The sequence below is a fragment of the Pseudoflavonifractor sp. HNCC25GI2 genome (genome assembly GCF_058136395.1).
The window spans coordinates 240,988-255,686 of sequence record NZ_JBYUOW010000002.1 but is presented as its reverse complement, the minus strand read 5'-3'; the positions used below and the strand labels follow the sequence as shown (position 1 = coordinate 255,686).

Below are 14,699 nucleotides of genomic sequence, written 5' to 3'. Positions count from 1 at the left end.
CCGCTTGTTTTATGCCTTATTCCGGTCCGTTGAGGCCGTATTTTAATTTGACCCGTTCCAGCTTCTCCAGCAGGGCGGGTCCCGCCGCCCACAGGAAGAAGGCGGTGGCCGCCCCGTGGACCAGGTCCAGGGGAAAGCCCAGGGCCAGGGAGGTGACCAGCATCTCCCAGGTGGGGTTTGGCTGAAATATAAGCAGGGAGGCGGTGTTCAGAAGGCCGCCATACACCACCACGGTGGATACAAAGCCGAAGAGACACAGGGTCACCCGATTTCGGCCTACCATTGGGGCCAGCCAGCCCGCCAGCAGGCCGATTAGCCCGGCCCCGGCCATCTGCCAGGGGGTCCAGGCCCCCTGGACGTAGAAGAAGTTGGACACCAGCATGGCGCCCGCCCCCACCAGGAAGCCCCCCTGTCCGCCCAGCGCCACCCCGGCCACAATGACCACGGCCACCACCGGCTTGAACTGGGGCAGCATGAAGAGGGCGCCCCGCCCGGCCACCGCCAGGGCGATGAGCACCGACAGCACCACCAGCTCCCGGGCAGGGGGCGCACGACGCTCCGTCTTCAGAAGCAGAGGGATGAGGGCCTCCAGCAGCACCAGCAGGGAGATAAAGTAGTACTTCCGGTCCTGCAATAGATACATGCCCGCCAGCAGGGTGAGGGGGCACAGTACCAGGAGGAAGAGGGCGGTGAGCCACCGGCCCTCGCCTTTGACCCGGACAGGCTTTGGCCGGGTCAGAGCCCGCCGTCCCAGCCCCAGCAGCCACAGGGTCACAGCGGCCGCACCCAGCCACAGCAGGGAGGGCAGCCAGGCCCCCGATGCCAGCCCCGCCAGCCAGGGCACGCCCCGCCAGGCCAGCACTCCCGCCGCCAGACAGACTACCAGGGCCAGAAGGCCCAGCCGCTGGGAAATGGGAGAGCGCCGACCGGTGGAGGGAGGCGTTTGGGCTGTACAACGGGGGACTTGTTCCGGTTCCCCGGGGGATTCAGAGGTTTGTACCGCGGCCTCGGTTCCGCCGCAGGCGGCAATGAGCTGCTGTGGGGTAATGACCCCGGGGACCAGGTCCCGGGCCATGCGGCAGGCGGCGGTGGAATAGAAGGAGTTCCGGGCGAAGAAGTCCCGGGGCTTGCCCCAGGCGGTGATGCCCCCGTCAAAGAGGAGGGCGCAGTGGGTGGCGCAGCGGGCGCAGAACTCGATGTCGTGGCTCACCATCAGAAGGGTGACCCCCGTTTTTCGCAGGGTGGTGAGCAGCTCCGCCAGCTCCTCCCGGAAGGGCTGGTCCATGCCTTTGGTGGGCTCGTCCAGCAGCAGCACCTTTGGCCGGGTGAGGAGTACCTTGGCCAGAGCGGCACGCTGCTGTTCGCCCCCGGACAGGTCGTAGGGGTGGCGGCTCAGCAGATGCTCCAGGCGGCACAGGCGGACCAGATTGGCCCGTCGCTCCTTATTGGGCTCCACCTCCGCCAGGTCCTCCTCCACCGTGCGGCCCACAAAGAGGGCCTTGGGGTCCTGGGGCAGCAGGGCCAGGGCGCCCTGAAAGAGGTCGGATTCGCTCCAGTCCTCCAGAGGCCGGCCCAGCAGCCGCAGCTCCCCCTTCTGAGGCCGGTTTCCCCGGGCGAGCAGGTGGAGCAGGGTGGACTTGCCCGCCCCGTTGCCCCCCATGAGGGCGCACAGGGACCCCACAGGCACCCGGAGGGACAGCCCCCGCAGCACCGGCTCCTCCCGACGGTAGCCGAACCACACCTCCCTGGCCTCCAGGGCGGGCTCCGTCTCAGGGAAGGGCTCCGCCGGGGGCGGCGGGGTCAAGGGGTGGATTTGAGAATAGCCGGAGAGCCAGTTCCGGCCCTCCCCCACGGTGAGAGGACAGTCTCCCTCCCCCTCCGTGGCCGCCCACACCCGCACCGGGGTGGGCATGGCGGAGGCCATGGGATGTTTGTTATTCCGGAGGTAAGCGGCGGTCTCCCGGGGCGGGGCGCACACCAAAAGCCGCCCCCGGTCCAGCACGCCGCACCGCCCGGCCAGGGGCAGAGCCTCCTCCAGTCGGTGCTCGCACAGCACCACCGTGGTGCCCAGCTCCCGGTTCACCCGCCCCAGACAGTCCAGAAAGCTCTGGGCCCCCATGGGGTCCAGCTGGCTGGTGGGCTCGTCCAGCAGCAGCACCTGGGGTCCCAGGGCCATGACGGCGGCCAGATTCAAAAGCTGCTTCTGCCCCCCGGACAGGGAGGCGGTGTCCCGGTGGAACCAGCCCTCCAGGCCAAAAAAGGCGGCCATCTCCGCCACCCGGGCCCGGATGGCCGTCTGGGAATAGCCCAAACTCTCCAGGCCGAAGGCCAGCTCATGCCATACCTTGTCGGTGACAATCTGCTCCTCCGGGCTTTGAAGGACAAAGCCGATGGACTGGGCCTGTTCCCGCCGGTCCAGCTCCTCCAGAGGGCGGCCCTCCCACAGGCGGGCGCCCTCCACCCGGCCGTGGGGGGCGAGGGCGGGCTTCAAAAGCCGCAGGAGGGTGCTCTTTCCGCTGCCCGAGGGGCCGCACAGCACCAGAAATTCCCCACGCTCCACCGTGAGGTTCACCTGGTCCAGGGCGGGGGCGGTCTGCCCGGGGTAGAAGAAGGTCAGGTCATTCAGTTGGAGCTGTGCCATTTCCGTTCCTCCTTCCACTCCAGATACAGGGGCAGGGCGCATAACAGGGTCCAGTCCACCAGGGCGGACAGGGACCACAGACTGAGACCGCTCCATTTCACCATGGGGTAGTACTGCCAGGACAGGGCACCCTGCAGCCCCATGAGCAGCAGGTAGCCCCCGGTACAGGCCAGAAAGATCAGCAGCTCCCGGTCCCCGGACTCCAGGCGGTAATTGGTGTAGCTGGTGCGGCCGGGCAGACCGTAGCCCCGGCCCTCCATGGAGTCAGAGCGCACCAGGGCGTCCTCCATGGACCAGGCCAGCACCACGCCCAGGTTCCGAAGGCCCAGCCGGGCCCGCTCCAGTCCGGTATCCCCCCGGTGGCCCACCCGGCGCTGAGCGGCGGACACCTGGGCAAACCGGGACCGCAGCCGGGGAATGGCCCCCAGGGTCATGGACAGCAGCAGGGACAAAATGGGGACGGCCCGGCCCAGCAGGCACATCCACTTGTCCGCCGTCATCACCCGGCCCAGACAGCCCACACAGGCCAGGGCGGCCCACAGCATCAGGGCGGCCCCCAGCCCGAAGAGCACCGACTCCAGGGTGAGGGGGTTGCCGTTGGGAAAATAGGCCAGCACCGTCACCCCCGCGTGGCTGAACAGGGGGTTAAAGAGGGCGGCCAGCACCAGCAGAGGCAGAAGCCGCCCCGTCCCGGGCCGCTCCCCCAGCCGTCCCCACCACAGCCAGCAGGTCAGCAGTGCCACTCCCAGCAGCAGGGGATGGAAGGTGGTGACGGTGAAGGCCAGCACCAGGGCAAACCACAGGGCCGGCACCGCCGGATGGCAGTTGGAAAAGGTCATGGCCTAGCCCCCCGCCACGGTAGCGCCCACGTCCTGGCCCAGGTCGCAGGTGTAGATCCACTCCACCCGGTCCCCGGGCTTCAGGGTGTACTCCGAGCAGCTGTACCCCGGGGAGATGCCGTTGACAAAGTAGAGCCAGCCCGAGCGCTGGCCGCAGTCGAATTCATAGAGGTTGCCGATGCCCTCCACATAGGCAGAGCCGGTGCCGGGGGTGAAGTTGGCCTCCATGGGAATGCCATTTTCCCGGGTGACCCGCTGGAGGAGGGAGAAGACGGTTTCTCCCTCCTGGGGCTCCACCTCGGTGGCCGCCAGCATGACGCCGCCGGCGGGGAGAATGTCCTCCTTGCCCGGGGTCAGCCAGTCCAGGTGGTCCAGCACGGTGGAGCAGACAATGGAGATGGAGCAGGTGGTGGCCTGCTCCTCCGGCTGAGTGTTCTGGCTGGAGGAGGGGGTCTCCGGTTCGGGCTTGGGGTCGGTGGGGGGCGTTGTCTCCTCCGGCTTGGAGGACGTGTCAGGTGTGGACGTGCTCTGGTCCGGGGCATTCTGCCCCTGGGCGGAGGAGCTAGGCTCCTGAGGAGCGGGCTGGTCGCCCTCGCCGGAGGTGCTGCCCTCTACCGATGCGCCGTCCGAAGCGGAGTTGTCCCCCTCCGGCTCCGCGGAGAAGGAAGGGTCAGACGAATCGGCGGAAGAATTCTGGGACGAGCTGGCGGCGCTCTGGGAGGAATCCTGGGACAGGCTCCAGCCCTGGAGGCCGGGGGCGTCCCCGCCGTACCAGAAGGCGGCGGCCAGCACAAGGAGCACGGCCACCGCGGCGATGATGATCTGTTTTTTCTTCAACGTGGTCTCCTCCTAAGCCTGGGTCAGGCGGCCCGGGGGTCGGGCGCGGCGCAGGCGGGACGGGCCCGGAACAGGGCGGTGAGTAAGTCGGAATTGGCCTGCTCCGTCCCGGCGGCGGTCATGTCGTAGAGGGGGAAGAGGTTCCGCTCCTGCCGGGCTAGAGCGGTGAGGGCGCACAGAGCCTGCTCGCTGGCCATCAGGTCACTTTTTCCACCCGGAAGGTGGGCGAAGCTGCCGTCGGACTGCTGGTAGGAGAGAAGCTCCTCCACCAAGCTCTGGGGGGCGGTGCGGTCCAGAGCGGCGTGGGCGATGAGAGCCTGGGAGCAGCTCTCCGAGGTGACAAAGGAGCCGTTCCGGAAGAGCGCCTCCAGACAGGCAAGGCCCCGCTGGATGGCCCGGGCTGCCTCCGGGCTGGTGGCTTCATAGGGAGCCAGGGCCTGGAGAGCCTGGGCGGTGACGTCCGGGTCTCCCTTGCTCCCCGCCAGGGACCAGCCTCCGTCCGTCCCCTGGGCCTGCAGAATGGCCTGGAGGTAGTACTCCTTCGCCTCCGTCCCGGCGTAATCCCCGCTGTTCAGGGCCAGCAGGGCGAAAATGGGGCCGTTGATACCCTGCCACTCCACCATCTCCGTGTTCAGCAGGGGGGTGATGAGGTCATAGCCTCCCACGCTCTTGGGATCTTCCCCCAAGGAGGTGAGGGCCAGCACCACCCGGGCGTACTCGGAGTACTTCCGCTGGGACAGCACACCCTGGGTCTCCTCCAGGGTGGTCTCCAGGGCTGTCAGGTAGGCGGCGCGCTGGCTCTGGGTGAGCTGGCCGCAGCGGGCCAGACCCAGCACCGCCCATTCCCCTCCGATGGAGGAAACCTGGGGGCTGGGCACGGCGGCGGAGACATAGGCGGCGGTTCGGCTCAGAGCCTGGTCAATTTGGGCCGTCTGAGCCCCCAGAGCGGGCAGGGCCGTCCCCAGGGTGAGGGCGGCGGCCAGAGCCAAAACGGAAAAGAGACGGATGGTTCGTTTCATAGGGAAGTGGCCTCCTTTTTGGATTCCAGTGTAAACAAGGCCGCGGCGGCAGCTGCCGCCGCGGCCGTTTTCCGCGTACCAAGGTGCCCCGACCCGGCGGGGCGGAGCAGGGGTCCAAGCAGGTCTTCTGACTTGCGGGAGGGTCCGGCCGGAGCCGGTCCGGGGCGCGGAGCCTTCTCAGGTCTCCCCAATGACCGGCTTTCGCCGCCCGCGCCTTTCCCCCGCTTACAGCGGCGGTACCGTCCGGGCTTTGCACCCGGTTTCCTATTCTTCCCGCCGGGCTTTCCCGCCCGGTGGGACACTTGGACGTGTGTGAAATTCTATGGAAAATATTACGGGATCCCGCCGCCCTTGTCAACCGCCTTTCCTTCTGGGATGGCTTTACTTTTTCCCATGGTACAGATATAATGGGGGCGTCAGACCCGCTTCGACGCCATTCGACGGCCCGGCCCGTGTCCGGTCCGCCCCGGCGGCGAAAATTTTACCGACGGAAATGGAGAATTCCCGTGAAAAAATTGCTTGCTGCTGCGCTTGCTTTTGCGCTGCTGATTTCCGGCTGTGCCCATGTGCCCAGGGGCGAAGTTCCCGCCGGCGAGGGCCAGTCCTCCGCTGCCCAGTCCCAGCCCGACCCCCAGCCGGAGCCGGAACCCGAGCCCGAGCCCGTGGTGTCCCGGCTGATGGTGGCCGGAGACATCATGAGCCACATGCCCATTACCAAGGACGCCTACGTGGCGGAGACGGGGGAGTACGATTACAGCCACATGTACCAGTTTGCCGCCCAGCAGCTGGAGGAGGCGGACTACGCCGTGGCCAATCTGGAGACCACCCTGGCCGGAGGGCCGGAGTACTCCGGCTTCCCCGCCTTCAATTCCCCTGACGCCCTGGCGTACGGGGCCAAGGAGGCGGGCTTTGACCTGCTGTCCACCGCCAACAACCACTGCCGGGACAAGGGCATTGCCGGGATTAACCGCACTCTGGACGTGCTGGATGAAATCGGCCTGGCCCACGTGGGTACCCAGCGCTCCCAGGAGGAGCTGGATGAAAACCACGGCATCCATGTGGCCGACGTGGGGGGCATCTCGGTGGCCTTTTTGTCCTACACCTACGGCCTCAACGGCTTCCAGCTGGACTCGGACAAGATGTACGCAGCCAACCTCTTCAATTTGGACTACTATACCACCCTGGAAAACCCGGACTACGACCGGCTGAAGTCCGACCTGGAGTACGCCCGTGGCCTGGACACCGACCTCATCGCCGTGATGATCCACTGGGGCATTGAGTACCAGAATTCTCCCAACAGCCACCAGACGGAGCTGGCCAAGTTCCTGGTGGAGCAGGGGGCCGACCTGGTGCTGGGGGGTCACCCTCACGTGCTCCAGCCCTACGAGACCATTTCGGTCACCGGCTGGGACGGACAGGAGCGGGAGGGCTTTGTGTGCTACTCCCTGGGCAACTTCATCTCCAACCAGTATGACCCCGCCCCCGCCACCATGACCACCGCCATCCTGGACCTGGAGCTCACCAAGGCCCCCGACGGGACCACTTCTGTCACCAAGGTGGGCTATGTGCCCTACTACATGATTCACCGGGACAGCGCCCCTGTGGGGGAGAAGCGCTTCCTGCTGAACATCCACCAGGCCATGGAGGAGTATGAGGCGGGCACCAGCACCCTGGTGGACAAGGCCGCCTACGGAAAGCTTCAGGAGGCCCTGGATCACGCCCACAAGATTCTGGGCGCGGAGGGAGACCTGGCCGCATAAACGGAAACCGCCCGGCGGAGGACAGAAACGCCCTGTCCTCCGCCGTCCTTTTTTGGAAAAAACGCCCCCTCCCCTTGCGGGAGCAGGCGCTTTTGTGGTAAAATAATTTGCTTAATCAGAATTTTTGTAAGGGAGTGGACCCTTTTGTCACAGTACGAATCGGAAATCAAGCGCCGGAGAACCTTTGCCATCATCTCCCACCCGGACGCAGGTAAGACCACCCTGACGGAAAAGTTCCTGCTCTACGGCGGAGCCATCGCCCAGGCCGGCCAGGTCAAGGGCAAGAAGAACACCCGGGCCGCCACCTCCGACTGGATGGAGATTGAGAAGCAGCGCGGCATCTCGGTAACCTCCTCGGTGATGCAGTTCCAGTACGAGGGCTTCTGCATCAACATTCTGGACACCCCCGGCCACCAGGACTTCTCTGAGGATACCTACCGCACCCTCATGGCGGCCGACTCCGCCGTCATGGTCATCGACGCCGCCAAGGGCGTGGAGGCCCAGACTCGGAAGCTGTTCAAGGTGTGCGCCATGCGGGACATCCCTATCTTCACCTTCATCAACAAGATGGATCGGGAGGCCCGGGACCCCTTTGAGCTGTGCGAGGAGCTGGAGAAGGAGCTGGGCATCGACACCTATGCCATGAACTGGCCCATCGGCTGCGGCAAGGAGTTCAAGGGCGTCTACGACCGGCAGAACCGGAAGGTCATCCACTTCACCTCCAACACCAACGCCCGGGCGGCCACCGCCACCGTCATTGAGCCCGACGACCCCGCCCTGGCTGACCTTATCGGACAGAGCAAGCGGGACCAGTTGGTGGACGAGATTGAGCTGCTGGACGGCGCCAGCTGCGACTTCGACCTGGAGCGGGTGCGCCACGGCAAGCTGTCCCCCGTGTTCTTCGGCTCCGCCCTCACCAACTTCGGCGTGGAGCCCTTCCTGGAGGAGTTTCTCCGCATGACCACCGCCCCCCTGCCCCGGAAGGCGGGAGACGAGATCATCGACTCCTTTGACGACGACTTCTCCGCCTTCGTCTTTAAAATCCAGGCCAACATGAACAAGGCCCACCGGGACCGCATCGCCTTCATGCGGGTGGTCTCCGGCAAGTTTGAGGCGGACCGGGAGGTCTACCACGTCCAGGGCGGCAAGAAGATCCGCCTCTCCCGGCCCCAGCAGCTGATGGCCGCGGAGCGGGAGATCATCGAGGAGGCCTACGCCGGCGATATCATCGGTGTCTTTGACCCGGGCATCTTCTCCATCGGTGACACCCTGTGCTCCCCCAGCAAGAAGTTCAAGTTTGACCCCATTCCCACCTTTGCTCCCGAGCACTTTGAGCGCATCCGCTCCATCGACACCATGAAGCGCAAGCAGTTTTTGAAGGGCGTGGAGCAGATTGCCCAGGAGGGCGCCATCCAGATCTTCAAGACCCCCTACACCGGTATGGAGGAGGTCATTGTGGGCGTGGTGGGTACCCTGCAGTTTGACGTGCTGGAGTACCGGCTGCGCAGCGAGTACAACGTGGAGCTCTACAAGGAGGGCCTGCCCTACGAGTACCTGCGTTGGATTGTGAAGGAGGACGAGGACGCCCCCGCCCTCAAGGAGGAGGACCTGCTCCTGCCCAACGACGCCAAGCTGGTGGAGGACTACAAGGGCAATCAGCTGCTGCTGTTCGCCTCCCAGTGGTCCATCCAGTGGGTGCAGGACCGGAACAAGGGTCTGCAGCTGGCGGAGTTTGGCGGCGCCAAGTTTTAAGGATGTGAGGGCATGAAGCCGAAGCTTATTTTGACCGACCTGGACGGCACCCTGCTCACCCATGAGAAGACTCTCTCTCCGGGCAACCGGGCGGCCCTGGAACGGGCGGCCCGGGCGGGGGCGGAGATCGTCATCGCCACCGGGCGCATCTACCGGGGGATTCCGGAGATGGTGCGGGAGCTGCCCTTTCTGCGGTACTTCATTTTGATGAATGGGGCCAAGGTCTATGACCGGAAGGAGGACAAGGTCCTCTACCGGGCGGAGATCCCTCTGGCCACGGCCGAGCGCATTTTTGACGATATGGGGTCCATCGACGCTACGGTGGACTGCTTCCAGAACGACGACGGGTATATGGATGGGCGCTATCTGGACAACCTGGAGCACTACATCCGGGACCCGGAGTCCATCCGCCTGGTGCGCCTGACCCGCCACCGCTGCGAGGACTTTCGGGCGACGGTCCGGGCCGCGGGCAGCGACATCCAGAAGATGCAGTTCTATTTCCCGGACCTCCAGGAGCGGGCCAGGGTGAAGGCCTGGCTGGAGGCGCGGTACCCGGAGGCGGTGCTGTCCATCTCCATGCCGGAGAACCTGGAGCTCAACGACGCCCGGGCCACCAAGGGCCACGGGCTGCTGGCCCTGTGTGAGGTGCTGGGGCTGGATCCGGCCCAGACGGCCGCCTTTGGAGACGGTACCAACGACATCTCCATGCTGAAAACCGCCGGCGTGGGGGTGGCCATGGCCAATGCCGATCCGGCCACCAAGGCGGCGGCTGACCTCGTCACCGGGGACAACCAGCAGGATGGAGTGGCCCAGGTACTCAACCAGTGGTTTCTGATTTAAAAAAACGTCCGCAGACACGTCTGCGGACGTTTTTTTGCCCACTGCCTCAAAAAATGGCACTTTATGATACAAATGCCGGATAAAAATCCTACAACAATGATGGGTGAATCTTCAAAAAACGGGCGTTTTGTTTTGATTTTCTGCAATATTAAACCTTTCTGCTAATAAACATGGAAAAAATGGAGGGGTTTCCAGCAGTTTTTCCATTGACAGTCCAGGGGTCCTCCGATATAATAGGCGGACAATGAGTTACAAATAATTATCTTTATTGAAAAGCGGGAGGAAATATGAAATTGCATGCAAGGCGTATGACCGCCGCCATGGCCGCGCTGATTTTGGCCGGCCAGCTGACCTTGCCCGCCGCCGCCCTGGGGGGCAGCGATACCGGGCTTCTTTCCGGTGATGTGGAAATCACCCAGGCCTTTTCCGATGCCAAGCTGATCGCCTGGCTGAAGGACGCCCGCAACCTGAACGGTGCGGGTGCGGATGGCGTACTTACCCTGGCCGAGCGCCAGGCGGTGACCTCCCTGGACCTGTCCGGCCAGGGGCTGACCAGCCTGGAGGGCCTGGCCGCCTTCCCCAATCTGGAGACGCTGAACTGCTCTCAGAACAAGCTGACGGAGCTGGATCTCACCCAAAACCCCAACCTGACCCGGCTGTACTGCACCGACAACCTGCTGACCAAGCTGGATGTGAGCAAAAATCCCAAACTGATTTCCCTCTACTGTGCCTACAATCGGCTGACCAGTCTGGATGTTTCGGGCCATGGGGACCTGGTTGCCCTCAACTGCGAGATGAACCTGCTGACCGAGCTGGACCTCTCCGGCTGCACCAGCCTGCGCTCCCTCTACTGCCGGAACAATCTTCTTAAGACGCTGGATCTGACGGACAACACCGCCCTGGAGTTTATTGAAACCTTCGCCAACCAGCTGACCTCCATTGACGTGACCCATTTGTCCGAGCTGAACTTTCTCCACATTGATCACAATAAGCTGACCACCCTGGACATGAGCGGCAACCTGAAGCTGGAGGGGGGCGGCTTTGTGGCCCGGAACAACATGGTGGAGACCATCAAGCTGCCCAACTCCCCCCAGCTGACCGTCTATCTGGACGACTACGAGGAGCAGGACCCCATTGAGGGCCACGACCGGGCGGAGTGGTTCCTGGATGAGGAGTACCAGACTCCTGCCCCCAAGGAGCTGAAGGCCGAGGGCCAGACCCTGTATAGCCGCCGCGTTCCCAATCAGTATACCATTTACTTTTCTCCCAACGGCGGCACGGGCTCCATGGACCCCATTTCCGCCCAGTGGGGAGAGACCTTCAATCTGACGGAAAACAAGTTCCAGCGCCGGGGCTACACCTTTGAGAAGTGGAGCCAGCTGAGCTGGGAGGACTATAATCCCCTCACCGACAAACAGCAGGTATCCAATCTGGCCGGAGCCAAGACCGACGGCGACCGGGTAACCCTCTACGCCCGCTGGACACCCAACTCCTACACCATTCAGCTGGACGGCAACGGGGCAACCAGCGGCACGATGGACACCTTTTCCGCTACCTACGGCACCGCCGTCAAGCTCACCGCCAACGCCTACAAAAAGACCGGCATGGAGTTTGCCGGCTGGGCTCTGGAGCCCGACGGCCCGGTGCGCTATCCCAACGAGGCCCAGGTGCTCAACCTCACCGACGGCACCGACACCGTCACCCTGTACGCCGTGTGGCGTCAGCCCCTCAGTGAGATTCAGAAGCCCTATCTGACCCAGCTGGAGGAGGCGTTCCAGGAGCTGGCCTCGGCCACGGAGGGTACCCTGCCCTACACCGGGGAGGACTGGGATTCTCTCTCTGCCGCCTATACAAAGGCGGTGGACAACATCAAGGCTGCCCAGGAGAAACCCGCTATGCAGACCGCCCTGGACAAGGGCGTTGCGGCCATGAAGGCCGTTCCCACCGCTCAGGAGCGGATTGACCACGTGGTGGACAGCTGGGAGAGCGCCCACAGCGAAGCCCTGGCCTATCTTTCCGGCGGCAAGCTGACCCAATCGAACGCCGCCCAGGCCCACAGCCTGGCCCAGCAAGCCCTGGAGGGGGCCGGGCAGGGCAACCTGGCCCAGTACTGCCCCCTGGAGGGAGAAGAGGACCAGAACCTGGTGCTGGGAGCGGCGTCCGCCCAGATCCAGCCCCAGGTGGAGAAGCTCATGACTCTGGGCCAGGCGGCCCAGTGGCTGGAGGACCTGGAGGAGGGCCTCAGCCAGCGGCCCATGAGCCAGGTCCGCGCCGAGGACCTGGACGCCTATCAGAGCGCCCTGGCCTCCTATGATGGACTGGACAGAACATTGACCGATTACATGTCCGCCAGTGTGCGCTCCGACCTGTCCAGCCGCCACGAGCTGGCGGGGCACAAGCGCAGCGCCGCCCAGACCCTCCAGCAGGAGTATGAGACCCTGAATCTGCAGGACTACTCCGCCAAGGGCCAGGCTGCTCTGGCCAGCGCCCTGGAGAAGGGCCAGGCCGACATCCGTACCGCCGCCTCGGCCGAGGCGGTCCAGCAGGCCCGCCGGGACGCCTGGAACGCCATTCTCCAGGTGCCCACCGCGGATAAGGAGCCCGTGGATCCCCCCGCCGGAGGCGGAGGCGGTGCCGGCGGCGGTGGAGCCGGTGGAGGCGCTGGCGGCGGTGGAGGTGCCGGCGGCGGAGAGGTTCCTCCCGTTGAGCCGGGCGAAGATGTGATTACCAACGTCACCGATGAAAAGACCGGAGCCAGCGCGGTGGTGACCACCACCTCCACCGGGGCGGTGAGCGCCGTGGTCACCCTGCCCCAGGGCGTGAAGCAGGCCTCTCTGAACATCCCCTGCACCCCCAAGGCCGGCACCGTGGCCGTGCTGGTGAAGGAGGACGGCACCCGTCAGGTGCTGCCCAAGTCTGTCCTCACAAAGGATGGACTGACCGTCCGTCTGGACCGCTCCGCCCGCATTGAGCTGGTGGACAACACCCAGACCCACAGCGATGTGAAGACCAGCGACTGGTTTGCCCCTCAGGTGGGCTTTGTCACCAGCCGGGACCTGTTCTCCGGCGTGGACAGCAGCCGCTTTGCCCCCAACCTGTCCATGACCCGGGCCATGGTGGTCACGGTGCTCCACAAGCTGGAGGGCAACCCGGCCGCCGGCCAGAGCCACACCTTCCAGGATGTGCCCTCCAATGCCTGGTACGCCCAGGCCGCCAGCTGGGCGGTGGAGCAGGGCATCACTGGCGGCGTGGATGGCAATTCCTTCGCCCCTGACGCCCCCATTGCCCGGGAGGATCTGGCTCTGATGCTCTACCGCAGCGCACAACAGATGGGCATCGCCTCGGGGAGCGGCTCCCTGTCCGGCTTTGGGGACGGAGACAAGGTCTCCCCCTGGGCGGAGGAGGCCATGGAGTGGGCCTGCGCCAACGGCATTTTGTCCGGAGACAACCTGGGCAACCTGAATCCCCGGGCCAACACCACCCGGGCCGAGGTGGCCGCCATGCTCACCCGCTTTGTGGAGCTGGCCACCCTGGCTTGAGACCTTAAATACCTAAATTGACGCACAAAACGCACCCTCTCGGGATAAACTGAACCGAGGGGGTGCGTTTTTATGGAACAATCGGAGCGGGAAGAGCTTCAAAAGCAGCTGGAGGACGTGGACGGGTCCCTGGTCTTTCTGGCCCTCATGCTGTTCTCCCTGTTTCTCTCCTGGAAGGCCACCGCCCTCCAGAGGCAGGCCCTGTGCCGCTATCTGGCCGGGGAGGAGGGGGAATTTCCCGACGTATTTCCCCTGCGCCTGCCCGCCAGCGCCATTGTGGTGGGGGCACTTACATATTTTTTCGGCCTCAGCCTGGAGACATGGCAGAGTACCCGGGGGACCGGGGGACGAGCGGAGTGCTCCGCCAACCTGAATTTCGGGGCCGCCTTCCTGGTGCTGGCGGCGGCACTGCTGCGGCTTTACGATCTGGTGTGCGTCCAGGAGCGGGGGACGGGGGAGAATCAGGTGGAGAGCTCCGCGGCGGCGGCGGACAGCTTCTGACGGTAGGCCTCCACTGCCTGCCGGGGACCGGTGAGCACCAGACCGCCGTCCAGGCCGAAGAGCCAGCCGAAAAACTGGGGGCTCATGACCACCGGCAGGGTGACGGTGAAGTGCTCCTCCCCGTCGGGGACCAGAATGACCTCCTGGCCGAACCGGTCCCACACCACCCCGGCCATGGAGTTTTTTCCCCGGAGAGTGACCGTCACCTCACGGCCGGAGTACATGCCGAAGTGCTTCTGGCCGTACTGGGCGATTTGGAAGTCGGGGTAGCGCTCCCGGCCCTGGCGGTCCAGATTGGTGACCACAATCTCACACATCTTGTCCGCCCGGTAGTGGCGCATCTCCTGATTCAGGTGGTCGAAAGCCACCAGGTAGTAGTTCTCGTTGTTCCAGATGAGGCCGTAGGGCGAGACGGTGTACCGCCGTCCCTCCCGGTGGAAGACCTTCTGGCGGCGGATGTCGTAGTCAAAGTATTTAAAGGTGATGGCCTTCTGCCCGGCGATGGCGGTGTGGAGCTTGTCCACATTATAATAGATGCTCTCGTTCATCACCTTGATGCGGCCGCTGACGTACACCTGCCGTTGGAGCTGCCGGGCCTGGTGGACGCTGGCCAGCCGCTCCAGCTTGCGGATGAGGGCGTCGCTCTTCTTCTGGGTGAGAAAGCGGGAGGACTGCACCGCGTCCATGAGGAGCTTTACCTCGGGCAGTTCAAATTCCCGTTCCCCGATGAACCAACCCGGTGACTTCCCCTTCCGGCACTGCACGTCCAGCCCGAAGGAGCGCAGGGCCTCCAGGTCGTCGTAGATGCTCTTGCGCTCGGCCTTGATGTCATAGCGGCCCAGCTCCTCAATCATCCGGGCCACGGTGATGGGGTGGTCCTCGTCAGTCTCATGCAGCAGCAGCTGGGCCAGATGGAGCAGCTTGGTCTTCTGAAAGGCGCTTTTTGCCATGTTTTCTCCTCCTCAACAACA

10 protein-coding genes and 1 riboswitch are annotated in these 14,699 nt (G+C 64.6%); of the genes, 5 read left to right on the top strand and 5 right to left on the bottom strand.

The genetic code is table 11. The features are described 5' to 3' along the window. Nucleotides 1–16: 16 nt before the first annotated feature. From AC3YUO_RS03710 to AC3YUO_RS03695, 4 genes are read right to left on the bottom strand one after another with little or no spacing between them, the layout of a single operon-like run. On the bottom strand, nucleotides 17–2,641 hold the full coding sequence (locus AC3YUO_RS03710; protein WP_489961706.1) for an ATP-binding cassette domain-containing protein: 2,625 nt from the start codon (nucleotides 2,639–2,641) through the stop codon (nucleotides 17–19). Then, nucleotides 2,623–3,480, bottom strand: a complete 858-nt coding sequence (locus AC3YUO_RS03705; protein WP_489961705.1) for an energy-coupling factor transporter transmembrane component T — start codon at nucleotides 3,478–3,480, stop codon at nucleotides 2,623–2,625. Before AC3YUO_RS03705 ends, AC3YUO_RS03710 begins: the two co-directional genes overlap by 19 nt. Nucleotides 3,481–3,483: 3 nt before the next feature. Beyond that, a complete protein-coding gene (locus AC3YUO_RS03700; RefSeq protein WP_489961704.1) occupies nucleotides 3,484–4,317 on the bottom strand; it encodes a DUF4430 domain-containing protein in 834 nt (277 codons plus the stop codon). A gap of 23 nt (nucleotides 4,318–4,340) precedes the next feature. Then, entirely contained in the window at nucleotides 4,341–5,336 is a 996-nt protein-coding gene (locus tag AC3YUO_RS03695) for a prenyltransferase/squalene oxidase repeat-containing protein (RefSeq protein WP_489961703.1), read from the bottom strand. 100 nt (nucleotides 5,337–5,436) lie between these two features. After that, nucleotides 5,437–5,657: riboswitch (cobalamin riboswitch) on the bottom strand. A 185-nt stretch (nucleotides 5,658–5,842) separates the two neighbouring features. Here AC3YUO_RS03695 and AC3YUO_RS03690 point away from each other — a divergent pair. The 5 genes from AC3YUO_RS03690 (at nucleotide 5,843) to AC3YUO_RS03670 (ending at nucleotide 13,728) form a co-directional block, all read left to right on the top strand. Then, complete coding sequence (locus AC3YUO_RS03690) at nucleotides 5,843–7,096, top strand: CapA family protein (RefSeq protein WP_489961702.1); 1,254 nt, start codon at nucleotides 5,843–5,845, stop codon at nucleotides 7,094–7,096. A 144-nt stretch (nucleotides 7,097–7,240) separates the two neighbouring features. Next, the gene (locus AC3YUO_RS03685; protein WP_489961701.1) at nucleotides 7,241–8,848 is read left to right on the top strand and encodes a peptide chain release factor 3; all 1,608 of its coding nucleotides are present in this window, start codon (nucleotides 7,241–7,243) and stop codon (nucleotides 8,846–8,848) included. Between the two features lie 12 nt (nucleotides 8,849–8,860). Continuing rightward, the gene (locus AC3YUO_RS03680; protein ID WP_489961700.1) at nucleotides 8,861–9,688 is read left to right on the top strand and encodes an HAD family hydrolase; all 828 of its coding nucleotides are present in this window, start codon (nucleotides 8,861–8,863) and stop codon (nucleotides 9,686–9,688) included. Between the two features lie 287 nt (nucleotides 9,689–9,975). Further along, a complete protein-coding gene (locus AC3YUO_RS03675; RefSeq protein ID WP_489961699.1) occupies nucleotides 9,976–13,227 on the top strand; it encodes an S-layer homology domain-containing protein in 3,252 nt (1,083 codons plus the stop codon). A 72-nt stretch (nucleotides 13,228–13,299) separates the two neighbouring features. Next, nucleotides 13,300–13,728, top strand: coding sequence for a hypothetical protein (locus AC3YUO_RS03670; protein WP_489961698.1), 429 nt, complete (start codon nucleotides 13,300–13,302; stop codon nucleotides 13,726–13,728). Here AC3YUO_RS03670 and AC3YUO_RS03665 read toward each other — a convergent pair. Further along, nucleotides 13,689–14,678: a helix-turn-helix transcriptional regulator gene (locus AC3YUO_RS03665; RefSeq protein WP_489961697.1), complete on the bottom strand. Its 990-nt coding sequence runs from the start codon at nucleotides 14,676–14,678 to the stop codon at nucleotides 13,689–13,691. The two genes, AC3YUO_RS03670 and AC3YUO_RS03665, sit on opposite strands and share 40 nt — an antisense overlap. Nucleotides 14,679–14,699: the final 21 nt, after the last annotated feature.